Source organism: Vibrio sp. sp1 (assembly GCF_016920955.1).
Taxonomy (GTDB): domain Bacteria; phylum Pseudomonadota; class Gammaproteobacteria; order Enterobacterales; family Vibrionaceae; genus Vibrio; species Vibrio alginolyticus.
In genome coordinates this window covers 358883-378525 of the sequence record NZ_CP060590.1, presented here as the reverse complement: position 1 = coordinate 378525, position 19643 = coordinate 358883, and the positions used below count along the sequence as shown (strand labels likewise).

Below are 19643 nucleotides of genomic sequence, written 5' to 3'. Positions count from 1 at the left end.
TCGTTTATAAGGAACTAGCGTCATAGAATGTCGGATATGGGATACAGCTCAAAGATTGCTCTTTTCAAAATCACGTCAGCTTTGGTTGAATATAAGTAATAAAGCCAAAGAGTTTGTAATACTCACTAAGTCTTTGATTAACTTATATAGCACTCTGTGGAACCTCAACACAGAGACAAATGGTGTAAAGAAAAATTGTGATTACTTACAGCAAAAAATCAGCTATAAAAGCCGCTTTCTAGATATCGTCGAGATGAAGAAATGAATGATTGGATCCAATTAGAGCAAGTGAGCCAGTATTTCACTACGGGCTCCCTCGGTTACAAACTATTGATGGGCATTTTTGTCCTGATCGCGTATCGCATCCTGAAGAGGATTGTAAATAGAGCCATCCTAAATTTGGCAACAGCGAAAGGTGTAAAAAAGGCTCGTTTGAGTTTTATTCAGCGCTGTTTCAATGTCGCGCTGCTATTTTTGACCGCCTCTATTTTTGCCATTATCACAGGTATTGGCTATGGCGATGTGTCTTTGTTCCTATCGTCCATTTTTGCCGTATTAGGTGTGGCGTTTATTGCGCAGTGGTCAATTCTGAGCAACATCACTGCCAGCTTTTTGATCTTTTTTGTCTTCCCGTACCGAGTGGGTGACCGAATTAAAGTCGTAGACAAAGATGAAGACATCTGCGGTGAGATTCAAGAAATCAGTATGTTTCACGTGTTAATTAAGCACGACAACGGAAACTTGATCACTTACCCAAACAACCAGATTTTGCAAAAAGCGGTACTAAAGCTGGCGAAAAACAAGCCAGAGCCAAGTAAAGCCAAATCTCGAATTTATACTCGCAGAAAGAAATAATGACCCGTCCTGATATGGGTTGACACTTTTTAACTAAAACGCTCGATGTACTTCATCGGGCGTTTTGTATTTTAAAGCCGTATGAGGCCTCATTTGATTATAGATATCTACGGACTCTGCTACCATCGTCCTTGCTTCTTTCAGATCTTTCGGTTTCTTCAGCAAGAGCTCCATTTTGAGTATCCCATTTACACGCTCAGCTAAAGCATTCTGATAACAGTCATACCCGTCTGTCATTGAGCAAGTCACTCTATGTTTCTTATGGATATCTTGATATTCCTTCGAACAGTATTGTGAGCCTCTATCTGAGTGGTGTATTAGCTTTTCTTCACTCTGCCGTTGCCTGAGAGCTGAGATAAATGCCCGCTTAACTGATTGAGTTTTCATGTTGTCATCCACATAAAAACCAACAATCTTCCTTGAATAAGCGTCTGTAACCAAGCTGAGATAACTCTCTCCATTTTGAGTTGGCAAGTAAGTAATATCAGCAACCCACAGTTGTTCTGGCTTCGTTGGTGTCAGCCCATCTTTCACTTTGTTTGGGTGACAGAAAAATCGATGACGGCTGTCAGTCGTTCGGTGATAGGCTCGTCTTGCTCTCACTAACAGCCGATGCTTTCTGAGAAGTTCAAAGAGCTTATCGCGACCTATTTGAATGCCCTTTGTTGCTGCTAAGAACTTCAGTTTACGCGTGCCAATGCGTGGCTGCTTCAGCCTGACTTCACGGACAAAGCCAATGACAGCATGCTCATGATGTTCACAACGAGATTGAGTTTGGCATTGCTTATAATAAGCTTGGCGAGAGATTTGTACTAACTGACAAAACTTCGTAACGCTCAAACCTACTATGGTTTTCTCTTGGACAACGCTTCTTTGTGCTTTTTTGTCACTCTAACACCATAGTCACGTTCCATAACGTTCACGACAGCTTCAAAGAAGTCGGCTTTGAGTTGAGCATCTTCGAGCTGCTTCTCAAGCTCTTTAATACGTTGCTCTGGTGTAGGAGGTAAATTGAACTCGGCCATAGAGTCTCCTTTGGACATAAAGTTAGGTGTCCCTTTAGACCAATCTAGTCGACCATGCTTACGAAGCCAAACCAAAACCGTAGAGCAACCTTGGATGCCATACTTCTCTTGGGCTTGTTTGTAAGTGAGGCTTCCTTTTTCAACCTCATCAACTACAGTGAGTTTAAAAGCGAGGGAGTAATCGCGCTGAGTTCTTTTAGTTGTTGATTTCATAACACTCTCCAATTTTGGGGGTAGAAAGTGTCAACCTTATTTAGGACGGCACATAACCCACTAAAAAGCCGATGTATCTACATCGGCTTTTTAATATCACTTGGTAGTCACAAATAACCCAAAGTTAATGGAGAACAACAGTGAAGAGACAAAACGCATAAACTGAAAGGTCACCGCTGTATTCTTTCATGATAAACACATGACACACCGCCGAAACCAAAAGCGCCACTTTAACCAAAGTAAGCTTCTTCTTTACGAACCTTAAATAAATACAAAAAATAGAGATGGTGCAAGCAAAGAAAAAATCGTCACTAGTTCCATCTTCCTTAAAATACAAGGACATGGTTTTAGTTAGGCTTATATTTTTAGCTTCATTATGAGCCACCCACTAATATTTAGCGAGATAAGGGCATAAAAGAGGTAAAAAACAAGACTGAACGAAACAAAAAGTAGTGCATGCACTTTTTCTTCTAAGCTCTCTGGATGAACATTCATATCCACATCAAACACCCCCGCTATAAAGTGTGCAAATACCGTGGAAGAGGCTGTAGAAAGGCCTCCTACCATAATGATAATAATCCCTCGCCTTAAGAAACGATGAAATGTACTTTTCCCGCCTTGGATCAGGTCTGAGTTTACATATTTTAATCTATTTTTCCGCCTATTAATCATCACTAGCATCAGTACCTTTATCATTGTTTCCAAGAGAGTTTTCTACATCTTTAAGATCTTCCTTTAACGCTTTTATAAACGACATTCATCGTCATTGCATTCACTGTAGTTATGCCGTCGACTTACCCTATAAGAAAGCTCTTTAGATACCAATTCGTACTTTATCTATCTCAAATCTCTTCTTGACCTCAACTTAGCTTGAGGTTTTAGCCTTAGTCGCACGATTAAAAATCAACAATGAAAAAAGGAACCATTGTGTCCAAAATTGCGATTATTTATTTCTCTAAAACCGACGTTACTGGTCAGCTTGCTCGCGCGATTGCCACAGGCGTTGAACAACAAGGCATTAAGCAGCAAGATGAATGTGAAATCCTCTCTCACCGAATTGAAGGCAGTGAGATTATTGAGGGACGTTTTGTGAACCCTAAACTAATGGATGAACTTGCTGAGTGTGATGCGATTATCTTTGGCTCACCGACCTATATGGGCGGTGTAGCAGCGCAGTTTAAAGCATTTGCCGATGCAAGCAGTGAATCTTGGTATTACCAAAAATGGGCGGGCAAAATCGCGGCTGGCTTTACCAGTGGTGGAGCAATGAATGGCGACCAATCTTGCACATTACAATATCTACAAACGCTCGCTAACCAACACGGCATGATGTGGATCGGGTTGGATAAGATCAGCAATTCTGGGGAGCAAAACCTGAATCGTTATGGTGTACAAGGTGATATTGTTGCACAAGGTGGTGAAGGTGGTCAGTTGCATGCCTCTGATGTTGCAACGGCGGAGTATCTTGGCAAACGAATCGCAATGCTAGTGGACAAGCTCTCCGCTCGCTAACAATAAAAAGAAGCCCCGTAAGACACATCTTCGGGGCTTCGTATTTATCGCTTGTTTTGAGCGCTACTTCTTGATGTAGAGATCTTTCGAGTAAATGCGCCCTTCTACGTTGTTTTTTGCAAAGCCACCCACGGTTGGACGAACCAAACGCGCTTGCATGTAATAATAGATTGGCGCAATGGGCATATCTGCCGCCAGCAACCGTTCAGCTTGGTCGTAAAATCCTTGGCGCGCTTTCTCATCGGTTGCAGCCAATGCACTGTTCATCGCATTGTCGTACGCTGCATTGCTGTAACGTGCAAAGTTACCCGAAGAACCTGAGCGAAGTAAGCTCAGGAAAGTAGACGCTTCATTGTAATCACCGCACCAGGAAGCACGCATCACATCGAAATTGCCTTGTTTACGCGCCACTAAGTACGACTTCCACTCTTGGTTTTCTAACTCCACGTTTGCACCGAGATTTTTTTGTAGCATCGACGCTATCGCAACCGCGATCGATTTGTTTGCCTCACTGGTGTTGTACAGCAATTTAAAATCGAGCGGCTTGTCTTTGCTGTAACCCGCTTCTTTTAACAACTGACGCGCTTTCTCGTCACGTTGTTGCTGACTCCACTTACTATACTCAGGGGGCGTCGCATCAAAACCGGCAGTGTACTGATGCGCAAAGGTATACGCAGGAAGGTTGCCCACTTGCGTGACACCATTCGTAATCACATCACGCATGATGGAGTACGACACCGCTTGACGCACTCGCGCATCATCAAATGGCGGACGAGTGGTATTGAACGCGTAGTAATACGTGCACAGTAATGGCACCACCGTGTAAGCCTGCTTGTAATCTTGTTTAAGCTTCTGCGCCATATGAGTCGGCACATCGGACGTGATATCCAACTCTCCTGCCGCATAACGATTGATCGACGCGTTTTGGTTTTCAAACGGAATGTAAGTCACTCTGTTTAGATGCGTATCTGCGCTGTCCCAGTAACTTGGACTCTTAACCAGTTCAATACGCTCATTCACGACCCACTTATCCAATGTGAATGCACCGTTGCTAACAAATTGGTCTGGATCGCTCCACGGCTTGTCGCGGTTTTCCACTGTCGCTTGATGCACTGGCATCATGGACGTGTGCCCAGTCATAGCAACAAAGTACGGCACTTGACTGTCCAACTCAAAACGTAGGGTGTATTTATCCACTGCCTTGATACCGAGATCGTCCAAAGGCTTTTTGCCCTCTGCTACATCGGCGATGTTTTTGATCTTGGTGAGTTTGAGATACCAAACATTTGGAGAAGCGGTCTTCGGGTCCACCGCTCGGCGCAGTGAATAGACAAAATCATCCGCTGTCACAGGCTCGCCATTCGACCATTTCGCGTCTTTGCGCAAGTGAAAAGTAAAGGTTTGGTTGTCGTTGGTTTCCCATGATTCTGCCACACCGGGAATAATGTTTCCGTCACGATCTTGAATCACAAGCCCTTCAAATAAGTCACGAATCACATGCATTTCTGGCAGACCTTCGGCTTTCGCTGGGTCAAGCGTCGCCGCCTCTGCGTCATTCGCACGTACTAAATGCTGTTCTGCGGCAAGTTGAATGTCTTTAGGTAAGGTCTCCGCAGCAACTGATGTAGCAAGAAAAGGGGTGAATAAAGAGGAAATCAGCAACGCCGTTGAATGTTTTTTAAAATCCATATCGTTTTTCGTTCTCCTAACGCGTCTTGTGAAGCAAGTGCCACAATTAACATTTCAACCGTTGACGAGTTTAAACGGTTCAGTTTAGCTAGGTGTAATTAGCTTAGATATTGATACTACTTCATCAATCAGGAGATTACGGTGAGTCTAATTCCAAGAACGGAAAGAGCGGCATTTTTAATTCGGCCAACATCATACGGTCAATCCGTGCTTGGTGCGCCATTACTGTATTTTCCGGCTCAAGTCGAAAGTGCTTCGCGAGGTTTGATTTTGGCAGGCACTCACGGGGACGAGACGGCCTCGATTGCAGGTTTGTCCTGCGCGCTAAGAAGCTTGCCTGCTGAAAACTTACGACATGATGTGATTCTGTCAATGAATCCTGACGGCAACCAACTAGGCACACGCGCAAATGCAAACCAAGTGGATCTCAATCGCGCGTTTCCAACCCAAAATTGGACTGAGCATGGCACAGTGTATCGATGGAGCTCTCACACACCCGTTCGAGACGTACAGGTGAAAACTGGCACTAAAAACCAACTAGAGCCTGAAGTTAGCGCATTAATTAACTTGATTGAACTGCGCAAGCCAAAGTTTGTGGTGTCGTTTCATGAACCGCTTGCTTTTGTGGATGATCCCAAACATTCCGACCTTGCCAAATGGCTCGGCGAACAGTTCCAACTGCCAATCGTTGACGATATCGACTACGAAACACCCGGCTCATTCGGCACTTGGTGTAGTGAACGTGATTTACCTTGCATCACGTTGGAGTTACCAGCGATTTCTGCCGATCTCACCATTGAAAAACATCTCTCTGCTTTTATTGCTTTGCTGAGGCACGATCCGGATCTCTAGTCCGCTGTTAAACAAGCGATCATGTGAGGATCTGTTTGATGTCGGTACTGATATCGCTGATCAACTGACGGGCACTGTCGTCTCTTTGCTGAACCAAGATGATAAACAGCAAATCGGTGATCACGTTTTGCGCGGTACGCGAAGCAATGGATGAGCTGCGATGTTCCGTTTCATTGGCAATCGTATCAAACGTAATATCGGCAATACCGCGCAAGCGACTTCTTCCAGGCGCAGATAACGCAATCACCTTCGCGCCCTGCTCTTTTGCCGCTTCTGCCGCGACGAGAATTTCTTTGCGCTCACCCGAAAACGAGATTGCGATCTGAACATCTTCTGGAGAGAGCGTGCGGGCAACAGCAATCTGCACGTGGCTGTCTTGTTCAGAAAGCGCCGTAATACCAAGTTTAAGCAGTTTAAAGCTTAAATCCTTCGCGGTCAGTGCAGAGCCCCCAATCCCGACCACTTGCACTCGACGCGCTTCACTCAACCATTTCACCGCTTGGTGACACGCTTCGTAAGACAGCGTATTGGTGGTTTGAAACATAGCATCTGTTTTTGCTTTCACCAGTTTCTGTGAAATAACCGCGATGGGATCATCTGCCAAAATATCACTGTGCAACGGTGTCGACCCCATCGCATGCTTACGGCCAATCTCTTCATTCAGAGCTAACGTAAACTCGCTGTAACCTTTAAAGCCGATACGCTGAGTAAATTTCACAATGCTCGATTGACTCACTTTTACTTGCGCCGCAAGTTCTTGGCTGGTGAGCAGCGCCGCCTTTTCTGCGTTTTCAACAATCCAATCGCCAACCAAACGACCGCTTTGCGAAAGCTGAGTACGCCTCGCGACTATCCTATTGATAACTGACACAACAAAAACCTCAAAAATTTTAAATAAATTATTCCAAAACAGAAATAATAGGCGTTTGATTTAACCCCCTGATTATTCTAACCAAGACAGTTAATCCCGGATGTAATAGACGTATATTTTCTCTCATTATTCCAAATTTCTCCTGCATAAAGAATAACCTCAAGTGTGATTTTTATCACCAAACCTGAATATTTTATTCCATAAAATCGCCCTCAGATTGAACATTACGAAGAGTGCAAAACATGAAAATTGATTTAAGCAGATTGGTGACAGAAAGCCGTAACCCAGCCAGTGCCGAGATCGATACGCTTTCGACCATCGAGATGCTGCAAGTCATTAATGAAGAGGATCAAAAAGTCCCGCTCGCGGTAAAAGCGGTGCTACCACAAATTGCAGAGACAGTTGACGCAATTACCCAAGCTTTTGCAAATGGTGGCCGTTTAATTTACATGGGAGCTGGTACGTCAGGTCGCTTAGGCATTCTTGATGCGAGCGAGTGTCCTCCTACCTACGGCACGCACCCAGATATGGTGATTGGCTTAATTGCTGGTGGACATCAAGCGATTTTAAAAGCGGTAGAAAACGCAGAAGACAACGCGAAAATGGGCCAAGACGACTTAAAAGCACTTCACCTCTCCAAGAATGACGTGGTTGTAGGCATCGCTGCAAGTGGCCGTACACCTTATGTGCTAGGTGGTTTGGAGTACGCTAAATCCATCGGAGCCACGACCGCATCTATCGCTTGTAATCCAGAATGTACCATGGCAGAAGCGGCCGACATCGCGATTCTGCCGATAGTTGGCGCAGAGGTTGTCACTGGATCTTCTCGCATGAAAGCCGGCACCGCACAAAAACTGGTGCTAAACATGCTCACGACAGGCGCAATGATTCGTAGCGGTAAGGTATTTGGCAACTTAATGGTGGATGTAGAAGCCACTAACGCCAAGCTCATCCTACGCCAAACCAACATTGTTGTGGAAGCAACCGACGCATCAAAAGAAGAAGCAGAGCGAGCATTAAATGCCTGTGGTCGCCACTGCAAAACCGCCATCTTAATGATTTTGGCCGATTTGGATGCCGAACAAGCCAAATCACGCCTCGCCGCGCACAACGGCTTTATTCGCGCAGCACTAAATAATAATTAAATAATCCGAGTTCTGAAGGATAGACCCTATGGCAAAAATAACTTCAAACACAGTATCGCAGTTGCTGTCCGCAGTGGGTGGCAGTAGCAACGTAAGCAAATGTGGTAACTGTATGACGCGTTTGCGTTTATCGCTCGCCAACAATGGCTTGGCTGATCAATCAGTTATCAAGCAAATTCCCGGCGTAATGGGTGTGGTGGAAAGCGATGAGCAGTTTCAGATCATTCTCGGTCCTGGAAAAGCTCAACAAGCGGCTGAGATGATGAATCAACTGATCGACAGCTTAACCTCTGGTGACAGTGAAGAACCAGATATGCCGCAACAAGATCTTTCTGCCGTCGCGGCCGAGCAGAAAAAACAGATGAAGAGCAAACAAACCAGTGCAGTTCAGCGTTTTTTAAGCAAGTTTGCCACCATCTTTACGCCGTTGATCCCTGGCTTTATTGCCGCTGGTTTGTTGCTAGGTTTTGCGACGTTATTGGAACAGATGTTTGTTCTCGACCAGACACCAAGCCAGTTTATGTTGGATTTGATTGCCTACATGAAAGTCTTTGGTAAGGGTCTGTTTGCTTTCTTAAGTATTCTGATTGGTTACAACGCGCAGCAAGCGTTTGGCGGCTCTGGTGTTAATGGTGCCATTCTCGCCTCTTTGTTTGTGCTGGGTTACAACCCAGAGGCTACATCCGGCATTTACTCTGGCATGAACGAGTTTTTCGGCTTTGCGATTGATCCGCGCGGCAACATTATCGGCGTACTTTTGGCGGCGATCATCGGTGCGCAAGTCGAGCGTAAGGTTCGTCAATACATGCCAGATGATCTGGACATGATCTTAACGTCCGTTATCACTCTGTTGATCATGGGCGCGGTAACCTTCTTGATCATCATGCCAATCGGCGGCGAGCTGTTTAAAGGGATGTCTTGGTTGTTCCTCAACTTGAACGATAACCCATTAGGCGCTGCAATCTTGGCAGGTTTGTTCTTAATTTCTGTGGTATTTGGCATCCACCAGGGTTTTGTTCCCGTGTACTTCGCATTGATGGAAACACAGGGCTTTAACTTGCTATTCCCTATCCTGGCGATGGCTGGTGGCGGTCAGGTTGGCGCGTCAATGGCGCTGTATTTCAAAGCCAAAAAAGACGCTCTACTGCGCACTCAAGTTAAAGGCGCTATTATTCCGGGTCTTCTAGGCATTGGCGAACCATTGATTTACGGCGTGACATTACCACGCGTAAAACCATTCGTTACAGCTTGTATTGGTGGTGCTGCGGGCGGCTTCTTTATCGGTTTAGTTTCTTACCTTGGCTTACCAGTTGGTCTTAATACGGTGTTTGGCCCGTCCGGTATCGTGGCAATTCCTCTCATGACATCAGAAAATGGCATCTTCCCGGGCATGATGGTGTTTGTTGCTGGCCTGCTTATCTCTTACATCGTCGGCTTCCTCGCGACTTACTTCTTTGGCTGCAAAGACGTCGATTTAAGCTAAATCATTCTTCCCCTATAGGAATGGACTAGCTCGCGCCCTTGGCAAACAAGGGCGCACCCTCTCTCTACTTCACGACAATTTTTCTTATTCCGTTACTCGGAAGGGGCTTTGTCGTACCTAAAACAATAGAAATGAAAGGTCGTTAATCATGAAAAAGCACATTTTGACTCTACTTCTCCCAACATTGATGGCATCAAACGCAATGGCAGCGCAGCTGTATCAAGCGGAAGATGGGTCAGTTTTAAATATTTACTCTCGTCTTGGTTTCAATGTCACCAGTAAAAATGATGAGCACGGCGATGCAAATGGCGAGTTTGATGGCCGTATTGGTTTAAACGGTTCACAAACCATCAACGAGTACGCGTCGATCATCGGCCAAGCGCAATACCAAGTGGGTGCCGCTGAATACGCAAACCAAGTAAACGACAAACCGTCTCTGACCGCACGTTATGTATGGGCGGGTATTGATGCGAAAGATTATGGTCGCATTACTGGTGGTCGCGTGGCATCTGGGTTGATTATGTTTACCGACATTGGTGATGTGTTCGCCTCTTCCGATGTTTCTATGGCGCGCCAAGCGAATAAAGTCGACAAAACCGCAACGCAAGTTTTCCGTCAAGATGGCACGCTGCAATACCAAAACAGCCTAGGTAATGTCGATTTTTCTGTCGCGTACATTTTAGGAAACAACACTTCTGAGCTCGACTACGGTTACAACGCTGCACTGCGTTATACGCTAGACATGGGGAATTTGGGTACCTTGGCACCAGTGATAGCGATGCAGAAGAATAAAGGTGATGCACGTGAAAGCAACGACACCGATTACACATTCTGGGGCGCAGGTACGCGTTACTACCTAGGTGATTTGATGTTGGGTGCGTTGTACTCGGAAGATGAACTAGAGGGCTATTACTCACAAACCAGTACCGACAAAGTGATGGAACTAACGGCGGTTTACAGTGTAAATGACAAATGGGTACTGCGTGCTGGTTATCGTTCTTTAGAAAACAGTGATGGTGACGAGCTAGAGCTGAAAGATACAACGCTAGAAGTGCAATACAAACTGACGCCTCGTTCTTCTATCTACACAAACTACGTTGATCGTAACGGCTCGCGTGGCTACAGCAATGGACAAGAAGTCTCGTTTGGCGGTGCACACGCAGACGAAAGCTACTACCACTTAGGTCTGCGTTACGAGCTGTAAGCACGATACTTAATGTAAGTTAGCTGAATCCATGAGCTTCTTCTGTGTCCGGTCAGTAGTTATTGCCTTTAATGCTGATTTCAAGAAGCTCACCCTCGCCATATGTTTTCTTCGTTACCTGTTTTAACAAACACGCCTGCATCAGGGAAGCTGGTGACAGTGTTTTCGCATTCCTTTGCTTCCACAATTGTTGCTGAGTTTGTTGTCGCTATTCGCCGACAGAATATATGTTCCTAAAGTGATCAATGAACGCTCGCGTTCTTCTTGGTAAGTGCTCACGTTTTGGGTAAAGCAGATAAAGCGGCAAAATCGCATCCGTTTGCCATTCTGGAAGCAAACTCACGAGTTGTTCTTTTTGTGCAGGTTCGAGTTTAGCCAATGCAAATTCATCTAACATGGCTACACCACAGCCAGCCAAAGTAGCATCCAACATGGACTGGACAAGATTAAAACTCAGCGTACTTTCTAACTCAATGCTGCACTGCTGTTGAGTTTGCTTATGCGTAAACGTCCACTTGTCTAACACCAAGTCACGACTTTTATAAAGGATGTGCTCTAAGTCACCAAGCTCCTCTGGCGTACTTACATTTGGTTTATCAGCTAAATACGAGCGATGAGCGATCGGTTTACAGTGTAAAGTGCGTAGCTGATGGCCGACGTATCCCTCTGGGGGAGTATCGGTAAAGTAGAATGCGATATCAAACCCAGCCTCAATCAAGTCGAGAGGTGTCTCTGTGAAGATCACTTCAACACTCACTTGTGGATGTTGCAATCGAAACTCGATCAATGTTTGGCTGAGTAACGCAGCTCCGAAAGAAGCGGACGCCGCTATTCTCAATTTTCCCGATACGATCTCGTTTGCCATGACTTGCTCATTGATCTGCTCAGCGCCTTCGAGCAGTTGCTTTACCTGCTGATAAAACCGCAAACCATCGTAGGTCAAATTAAACTGGCGCGTAGTTCGCTGAATAAGCTGCACCGACAATATGTCTTCAAGCTGTTTAAGTTGCCGACTTACATGCGCATTCGAACAATTCAGGCGCTTTGCTGCGCCAGCAATACTTCGCTCCTCGCACAAAGCGACGTAAAGTGGTACGTAGCTGAGCCATTTTATTTCCATACAGTAATTCTGAATCTCTAAAATCAAACTACTGGAAATAATAGAAAGCCTCTAAACTCTGTACAACCTAAATTTGAAAGGATGAGTTATGAGTGTTTTCGACACGTGGTTAAAAGGTCAAGTCATTAAAGATCACATCACTAATACCAATATCATCGTTGGCGATTACAGCTATTACTCGGGCTTCTATCATCAAAAAAGCTTCGAAGAGCAAGCGGTACGCTACTTGTTGGGTGACCCCGTCACACTTCAAGAATGGCAAAGTAGAGAACCCGATAGCATCGACAAATTAATCATTGGCAAGTTTTGTTCCATCGCTTCTGGAGCCACCTTCATGATGGCAGGAAACCAAGGTCATCGCATTGACTGGATTTCGACCTTCCCCTTCTCTCCTGAAGAATTTGGAGAAGGCGTACAAGACGGTTTCGAGCGTGCCGGAGACACAGTGGTGGGAAATGATGTTTGGATTGGCAGTGAGGCGATGATCATGCCCGGAGTAAACATCGGCGATGGAGCCGTCGTCGGAGCACGCGCCGTAGTGACGAAAGACGTGCAACCTTATTCTGTGGTGGTTGGAAACAACCAAGTCGTACGTCAACGATTCAGCGATAAAGAGATTGAAACTCTACTCAATATCCAATGGTGGAACTGGCCAATAGAACACATTAAACAAGCAATGAAAGTAATGTGTAGCAGCCAAGTGGGTGCGCTTGCGGACTACTATCAAGAGCACATTGTCGATTTGTAGATAAAAAAAGCCCACACATCTTGTTGCGACGTGTGGGCTCAGTGAGTAAGAAAGCTTAAACCGCAGCGACGTCCTCTTCTTCCAAGTTCGCCGAGACTTTAATTTCGTATTGATTGAAACGGAACGAACAACCGCCATGAGTGCGCTTTGTCGTTACTTGTTCGTCGCCAAACTGCACCGTCACGCGAGTGAATACACGCTCTTTGGCTTCGACAATATTTTCTTCTAACGCGACTTCAAAGTCATGTTCCGTTTGTTCTAGCTTTTGCTTTATCGCTTCAAGCTGCTCGTTGTTTTGTGTTTTCATCACATCAATCTGAGCTTGTTCTTCGTCGGTACGTTCGGCTTTAGGACGTTTCTTAAATTCGAGCTCTTTACGAATCACATCCATCGTGCCTTCTTGAGCGCGTTTGTATTGATCTTTGAGCTCTGCTAATCGCTCCTTAAATGCAGAATAGCGCGCGAACGCTTCTACCTTAGTGGCGGTGTCGCCTTCTACGCCCAATTGTAAGCACACCACTTTGTCACCGACTTTTGCATCTCCGCCGCTGAGCGTACCGTTCCTACCGTTCGCATCCAGCACCGTCAGATTGCGCCCACAAACAATATCGTTATTCATGCTGTGCACCGCCAATTCAATATCTTCGCCGGCTTGCAAATCACAATATTGGGCGTAGCTGGCACGAATCGAACCTTTGGCTTTGACGTGACAACTCTTTGGCTGGCCATCACTCACGGTGTGGCCAATGATCCCTTTACCAACTTGAATGTCGTCTTGCGCTTGTACGTCAGCCGATTCAATGAAGCCGCCTACAGTAATAGAACCCGTCGCTTTAACAATCATGCCGGATTCAATGTTGCCACCGATAATCACATTCCCTTTGAATTTCACGTGACCTGTATTCACACCAACGCTATTGAGACAGAGTGCGTTATCAACTTCGATGGTTTTGTCTTTAATCAGAGGCGTACCGGATACCGATGCGATCAATAGGTTTGGGTCGTGCTTGCATATCTCGGTGCCCTTTCCAGGCTTCATTGGGCTGTCTTTTCCAGCTTGTGGAGGAATAACTCGCCCTTGAACAGTAAAACCTGGCGTACCTTTGGTCGCAGGCGTGCGGCGCATCACCTCATCGCCTACGTCAACCGCGATAGTTTCACCGAGGTTACGTAAATCAATTTTGTCGCTAGCAGATTGGCCGTCTTTGGGTTTGAGGATGCGTTTGGTGATGTCTTTAACAAGAGGAGTAAAAAGAGCGTCTTTGCCTTTGCTAGGTTGCTTTCCAACCGCTACAGGTTGAGAAAAAGTTTCGCCAGGTTTGAGCTGAGTGCTGACAACCAACACTTTCTTCAAAGCCAGTTTGTTGATGCCTTTCGAAACTCGCGCTTTAGCAAGAGCTTGAACAATCTCGGGGCCGCGTAAACCTCGGCCTCCGTAAGCACCGACAACGTTCATACTGGCGAGCATGTCATTATTCGACAATTCGACCTCAACTTGTGCGTTGCGTTTTTCTGCAATGACGATGCCTTCGTAAGCTTCAGCTTTACGTTCTTTGGCGCAGTTAATGAACCTAACGACTTCCCCCTCTACAACAAACATCTTTTCGGCGTTCATTACGACGAGCTGCTCGTTTAATTCATTTTGATTTAGCTCACCACCGAGATCCACTTCACCCGGAAGACGGGCTATCACCTTGGTTTTATCTTCAGATAACTCAAGACACAGCTTCCACATACCCTTACCACTTTGCATCCCATCAACACTTTCAGTCTAACCAAATCCGTTTTCTGAACAAACCTCGCATTTCTTATTATAGGGCTCACGTCACTAAAGAAAGTAATCCATCAATAACGGTTAAACAGGATATTAAGAGAAAACTCGATTTAGCCTAAAGCTCAATCAAAATACACGCTGAAACAAAAAGGAGCTGGATTTACAGTGTAAAATCAGCTCCCAGTAATTTCATTTACAGTGTAAATTTCTCTTTATTATTTACAGTGTAAATCGCTCCAAATGTGTCTTACTTCGTCCCTTAACTGCTGCTCAACTTGCCTTCTTCCAGGTAAACCAAATTGCTGAGCACATTCAGTCCAACTACGGTTAAGAAAAAGCTTACTGATCATCAAGTCGGAAGCGGAGTTCAAACCTAAGTTAAGTAACCACTGCTGAAGCCACACAGACACAGACTCATAACTGTTACCACCATCAGCATAACATTCAATTAGTAATAACTTAGCGGGATGAAGTGGACTCATTCCCAAAGGTTGCGGCAATAGAGCTCGAAAAATAGGGGCTTCTAATTTTGGATAGACGTCAGCCACATTGTTAGACAACATTTCTTCAAATAGCGCCTGAGATTGGTCGACCCAAGCCGTCTGTTGGGAATCACAAGGTTTGACCATCAAGACTGAATAACAACCGCTAGCAGCATCGCGCATTGACCCTAAGCGAATTGTACGGAAGTTCGATTGTCGCCAGAAATAGAGCAACTCTTCCGTCGCACCAAAACTCGTGGATAAGTAGGCAATGTGTTTAGCAGCCATTTGCTCAAGTTGCTGCAGAATTTTTTGACCAATGCCTTTGCCTTGCAATGCTGGATGAACCGCAATTCTCATGACTCGCAGCGTCGATAGATTCGCGACATTCGGGAATCCTAGGTGGTTTGCAATCGTAATTGGAGCTAAGTGTCCTTTAGGACGACGCTTACCAAGCTGGATTTCTTCAATCAATTCATCGTCAAGGCCCCCCTCTTCGACCGCTAATATCACCCCCACAACCGCATTATCTTGCTTAGCAAAATAGAGCTGACTGTTGTCGTCTTGCAAAAGGTGAATCAAATCATTCGGCGAGGTCTGATAATGAGCATTCACCAAAAGAGCGAAGCACTCACGCAGCAAACTAGGCTGCGATATCAAATTGTTCTTATCGGCTTTAGAAAGGGAAATTGAGTCGACCTGTTTAAGTTGATGGTGCGTTAACTCCGCATCCAACAAAAACGCGTCATAGAGCCATGATTCAAGCGCATCATTCATGCTCCAGCGGATGGGCTGTGTCATGTGCCATGTTTTCATTCCCGAACGCTGTTTCTGAAGCCAATCAACAAATTTAATCGTAAAGCCCCGGCCACAACCTTCATAACCATGAACAGTCGTAGAAAAAACGAGTCGATGATAATGTTCGGTAATGCTTTTGAGCATAGGAACTGGAATTGCAGCCGCTTCATCGACAAGTAACAAATCACATTCAGGTCTGCTCGATAGAAGTTCGTCAGGAGCAATGAATTGAATGGCTCCCTGCCCTGATTCTAATCTGTCCTTCCTAATACGCTGCGCATTAGGAAGTAGCCGCAAAGCATGTTGGTAAACAGGCTCAACGGCTTTTATAGATGGTGCCGTAATTAAGATTCTAAGTGGCTTCTGCTGTAATAAGCTCGCACACGCAATGCCAAGGGCACTTGTTTTTCCGCGCCCACGATCAGCGGTCAAAACTAACGGTCGCTTTCGATGTCCAGTTACCACCTTTTCAATTAGAGAAATGGCATGTTCTTGTTCCGTGTAGTGGCTTTCTTTTTCTGCCTGCTTGATGTCTGGAGCCGTTGGCAATGGTTTGTCTTGCTCAATAACAACGAGCTTCTCCCATTGTTTATGCATCCATTGCTGAGCAAAATTCGCATTTTGTCGCAGCTCAGTAATGACAATAAGAAAACCGCCGCCAACCAATGAGCCAAGCGTGGCGGTAAAACTATTTGCGTCAAAGCCATTTCGAGCATCAAACAATAGAACGTCACACTCTCTGCCTAGCAACATGTGCCCTTGTTTAGACGAAACACTGGATACGTTTTTCAAACCAAAATCACCAACAGAAAACCAACGTTGATGGCGCTGCGTTTTATGGAACTCTGACATCAACGCATTTTGCCAAGAAGCCTCGCCTTGAATGACTACACCAATCCTTTGGAAAGATTGGTGAGCTTGATGTTGAAGTGATGAAAGGAAATCAGATTGTGTCTGCATTTTGTCTATCCAACGTTGAACTGACGCAATGGTATCACATCTTTAATTTGACGCTTCTCAGATATAAAAAAACCGCCCGGAGGCGGTTGATTCAATCATCATTTGTTATTGCAGTTTGGTTTGTACAAACGCAAGAATCTCTTCCATTAAGCTGTCGTCAACTTTCTTCAAGTTCAACGCCAGGCTGCTACCTTTTCGGCTATAGCTTGCTCGACCTTTTACTAAGTCGACTTTTTCCGTCTTCTTGCCAGGTTTTGCTGGTGCAAGTTCAGTAATCCAATTTTCGATGCTTTCCGTGACTTCTTTTGTCAGACGAGCAACGCCTTGAGCTGTGCTTCGCTGCCATAAAAACCCTTCGCTAGAGCGACATTTATCTAACAGCTCTTGCTGCTGCTCTGGCGTCAGCGTTGAAAACTGTTTGTGCAGTTTCACGATAGTTGGACGACCGAGATCGCCAACATTCGGATACGCTTGAAGCAGTTCTAACGGTAATGCTGCGGCTTTTAAAGCGCCACTTACCAACGCTTCACTGCACTGGAACATTTTTGCCAATGCTTTCTGATCTTCAGCTTCACCACTATCAAGCTTAGCCTGCATCTCTTTCCCTTTTTCATATAAAGAGAGCGGCTTGTGAGCATTTGCCACATCAGACAAAAACTTAGCATGGTCAGTATTAATGTTGTCAGCAACATAAACCAAAAAGTCTTGTTCAGCGAGGATACAAGACATGCGACGACGGCTACCATCTAAAACTTCAATCTTGCCATCTTCAGTTCTACGACCCACTGCTGGATATTGTTGGCCACGCTCTTTGAGTGTGACTAAAACATCAGATAAAGCATGTTCGTTTAAGAACGATTGCTCACGAGCGTTATCAACAAATACTGTTGTTTCTGTCGCAACTTTATTTGCAGGAATACGCACAAGTTCAAACTGAACAATATTTTCACCTGCAACTGCTAGTTCAATCGTTTGAGCTTTCTCTTTTGCCGCAGTTTGCGCCTCTTGCGGAGTCACAACACGACGCTTATTCGTTTTGCCAAATAATTTCGCGTTTAATTCAGACGTTTTCAAAGCCATTTACTTATTACCCCTGATTCAATGACGGCCAATTAGAGTGCAGCACACGCTCTAATTCCAGTGCGCTCTTATGAACAGCGTCTTGCGCGGTAGCTAGTGTCTTCTTACCGCCTTCAAAATCGCTTACTGTCAGATCAAATACTGTGCTGTAGGTATCGGCACAGGTTTCAAACGCACGGCTACGAGGAATAGTAGCCATCATAACTTGGTCACCTAGAAGATAGTTCATTTCAGTTAAAACAGAAACTTGCTTCTTATTGTCGTCCTCAAACATGGTTGGCATCAAGCGAACAAACTCAAGACCATTCCAGTCCTCCGGGAACATTTCATATACCGTGGGCAAATGCTGGAAGAAGTTTACTGTTGAAGCCCAGTCCAGACGCTTAGCCGCACAAGGAATTAGCAAGGCATTTGATGCATACATTGCATTCCATACTAATGGGTCAACGTGTGGACCGGTATCAATCATAATGATATCGAAGTCATCAGCAATTTTATCAATCAGTTGCTCTTTCAGCAGACGGACGATATCGAGTGATGGGTCTTCAGATAGCGTTTGCCATGCTTCCGCATTAAACATCGCGTCTTCTGGAAACGCTGAAATCGACTTTAAGTTTGGATATTGCGTTGGCAGCAATACGTTTTTACGTAAAAATTCACTGTCAATTTCCACACCATCAGGCACGTTACCCAACATAATGTCTACCGCAGAATAGATATTATCATGCTCTGCCATGCTGATTTGCGGGTTGAGGAATAAACGTAGCGAGCCTTGTGGGTCTAAGTCGATTAAACAAATACGGTATCGTTTATCCAAATTTAGCGCTAAACATGCCGCTAAATGAACCGCGGTCATTGATTTACCTGTACCGCCCTTTTGGTTCTGCACATTAATAATCCAAGGTTTGTTACCTGAATTCTTTTTACGCTCATGAAATTTAGGCACTTCAGCCGCATCCATGAGCATGTGTGCTTCTTCTAACGTAATTGAATAATGATTCGCGTTGTTTTTAGTAAATTGATGCCCAGCGGCTTCCATTTTACCAATCGCGTCGTCGAGCTTACGGCGAGTTAGACCAGAACGGGTTTCCATCATCGCTTTCGACATTGGTGGGAAGTAGTTATCGCTTCGCTCTTCTAAAACAATTTCAATACGGTCAGCTTGAACCTGCTGAGTCAGCTCCGCTAACTCAAGAAGGTTTTCAATCGTTTTTTCTCTTTTCATGCCAAATTCCGTTGGAAGGATTTATAATTGCAATTGTACAGCAGTAAAGACTAAAAACAACAAAAAGGTGCACGAACATTTTGAATTACCATCACATAAAAAAACACCCAAATCGACGCTTTTATGATTTATGGTCAAAAAGATAACTATGTTTAATCAAATAATCTTCTCATAAGTGGACACCTAAACTTAAAAATAAAAAGTGTTACAGCGTCACTCATTTACAATGTAAATCAATTTTCTACCGGAACGATTATAATCTTAAGCTAAATTACGGATTATGTTAGACCAACCTAATTTAAACGAAAAATAGTAAGTAATATCGGAACAATAAAGACCTGAACACCTTGATCATGTCTCCGAACAAAATAGGGCAGTTCTAGCGAAACATCTATGGAAGTATGATCAAGGTATACTTATGATCATGCTTCCGTGTTAATAAACAAATCCGAAAGCATGATCATGGCAAAATTGAGCAGAGTACGGTGTAAACACGCAAATAAAATAAGATCCATTAATCGGAAATATGATCAAGCCTTAGAATCTCTCGGAAGCATGAGTTTTCTTCTCTGATTTACGGTTGAGTGCAGACAGAATGGGGGATTGA

General features: G+C 44.8%; 16 protein-coding genes. 7 read left to right on the top strand and 9 right to left on the bottom strand.

Features of this window, described 5'->3' with window-relative positions; all coding sequences use genetic code 11:
• Positions 1 to 261 precede the first annotated feature (261 nt).
• The gene (locus H9L11_RS17270) at positions 262 to 855 is read left to right on the top strand and encodes a mechanosensitive ion channel family protein (protein WP_033906604.1); all 594 of its coding nucleotides are present in this window, start codon (positions 262 to 264) and stop codon (positions 853 to 855) included.
• Between the two features lie 33 nt (positions 856 to 888).
• Here the strand turns inward: H9L11_RS17270 and H9L11_RS17265 are convergent.
• Positions 889 to 2093, bottom strand: a protein-coding gene (locus H9L11_RS17265) for an IS3 family transposase (RefSeq protein ID WP_104975737.1) whose coding sequence is annotated in 2 segments (ribosomal slippage) — positions 889 to 1742 and positions 1742 to 2093 — 1206 coding nt in all. Because the reading frame shifts where the segments join, the coding sequence is not laid out codon by codon here.
• A 357-nt stretch (positions 2094 to 2450) separates the two neighbouring features.
• Positions 2451 to 2789 (bottom strand): hypothetical protein, encoded by a 339-nt coding sequence (locus H9L11_RS17260; RefSeq protein WP_033907254.1) that lies wholly within the window; start codon positions 2787 to 2789, stop codon positions 2451 to 2453.
• A 231-nt stretch (positions 2790 to 3020) separates the two neighbouring features.
• Here H9L11_RS17260 and H9L11_RS17255 point away from each other — a divergent pair, with 231 nt between their 5' ends.
• Entirely contained in the window at positions 3021 to 3605 is a 585-nt protein-coding gene (locus tag H9L11_RS17255) for a flavodoxin family protein (RefSeq protein ID WP_205391312.1), read from the top strand.
• Positions 3606 to 3668: 63 nt separating this feature from the next.
• Here the strand turns inward: H9L11_RS17255 and H9L11_RS17250 are convergent, their stop codons facing one another.
• The gene (locus H9L11_RS17250; protein WP_005383575.1) at positions 3669 to 5294 is read right to left on the bottom strand and encodes an ABC transporter substrate-binding protein; all 1626 of its coding nucleotides are present in this window, start codon (positions 5292 to 5294) and stop codon (positions 3669 to 3671) included.
• Positions 5295 to 5435: 141 nt separating this feature from the next.
• Here H9L11_RS17250 and mpaA point away from each other — a divergent pair, with 141 nt between their 5' ends.
• On the top strand, positions 5436 to 6146 hold the full coding sequence (gene mpaA, locus H9L11_RS17245) for a murein tripeptide amidase MpaA (RefSeq protein ID WP_033907251.1): 711 nt from the start codon (positions 5436 to 5438) through the stop codon (positions 6144 to 6146).
• 19 nt (positions 6147 to 6165) lie between these two features.
• On the opposite strand, the gene H9L11_RS17240 is transcribed toward mpaA, so the two are convergent.
• A complete protein-coding gene (locus tag H9L11_RS17240) occupies positions 6166 to 7017 on the bottom strand; it encodes an SIS domain-containing protein (RefSeq protein WP_205391311.1) in 852 nt (283 codons plus the stop codon).
• A 242-nt stretch (positions 7018 to 7259) separates the two neighbouring features.
• On the opposite strand from H9L11_RS17240, the gene murQ reads away from it, so the two are divergent.
• From murQ to H9L11_RS17225, 3 genes are all read left to right on the top strand, one after another.
• Positions 7260 to 8162, top strand: coding sequence for an N-acetylmuramic acid 6-phosphate etherase (gene murQ, locus H9L11_RS17235; RefSeq protein ID WP_005374524.1), 903 nt, complete (start codon positions 7260 to 7262; stop codon positions 8160 to 8162).
• Positions 8163 to 8190: 28 nt separating this feature from the next.
• Positions 8191 to 9645 carry a PTS N-acetylmuramic acid transporter subunit IIBC gene (gene murP, locus H9L11_RS17230; RefSeq protein WP_205391310.1) on the top strand — a complete coding sequence of 485 codons (1455 nt, stop codon included), beginning with the start codon at positions 8191 to 8193 and terminating at the stop codon, positions 9643 to 9645.
• A 148-nt stretch (positions 9646 to 9793) separates the two neighbouring features.
• Positions 9794 to 10849 (top strand): porin, encoded by a 1056-nt coding sequence (locus tag H9L11_RS17225; RefSeq protein WP_025768709.1) that lies wholly within the window; start codon positions 9794 to 9796, stop codon positions 10847 to 10849.
• A 208-nt stretch (positions 10850 to 11057) separates the two neighbouring features.
• Here the strand turns inward: H9L11_RS17225 and H9L11_RS17220 are convergent, their stop codons facing one another.
• Positions 11058 to 11969, bottom strand: coding sequence for a LysR family transcriptional regulator (locus tag H9L11_RS17220; RefSeq protein WP_054700560.1), 912 nt, complete (start codon positions 11967 to 11969; stop codon positions 11058 to 11060).
• A gap of 88 nt (positions 11970 to 12057) precedes the next feature.
• On the opposite strand from H9L11_RS17220, the gene catC reads away from it, so the two are divergent.
• Entirely contained in the window at positions 12058 to 12717 is a 660-nt protein-coding gene (gene catC, locus H9L11_RS17215; protein ID WP_025768711.1) for a type C chloramphenicol O-acetyltransferase, read from the top strand.
• A gap of 55 nt (positions 12718 to 12772) precedes the next feature.
• Here catC and H9L11_RS17210 read toward each other — a convergent pair whose 3' ends face one another.
• From H9L11_RS17210 to H9L11_RS17195, 4 genes are all read right to left on the bottom strand, one after another.
• A complete protein-coding gene (locus H9L11_RS17210; RefSeq protein WP_205391421.1) occupies positions 12773 to 14452 on the bottom strand; it encodes a FapA family protein in 1680 nt (559 codons plus the stop codon).
• Positions 14453 to 14706: 254 nt separating this feature from the next.
• Positions 14707 to 16731, bottom strand: a complete 2025-nt coding sequence (locus tag H9L11_RS17205; protein ID WP_205391309.1) for a GNAT family N-acetyltransferase — start codon at positions 16729 to 16731, stop codon at positions 14707 to 14709.
• Positions 16732 to 16836: 105 nt separating this feature from the next.
• Positions 16837 to 17811 (bottom strand): ParB/RepB/Spo0J family partition protein, encoded by a 975-nt coding sequence (locus H9L11_RS17200; RefSeq protein WP_005374504.1) that lies wholly within the window; start codon positions 17809 to 17811, stop codon positions 16837 to 16839.
• Between the two features lie 7 nt (positions 17812 to 17818).
• Positions 17819 to 19036 (bottom strand): AAA family ATPase, encoded by a 1218-nt coding sequence (locus tag H9L11_RS17195; protein WP_005374503.1) that lies wholly within the window; start codon positions 19034 to 19036, stop codon positions 17819 to 17821.
• Positions 19037 to 19643: the final 607 nt, after the last annotated feature.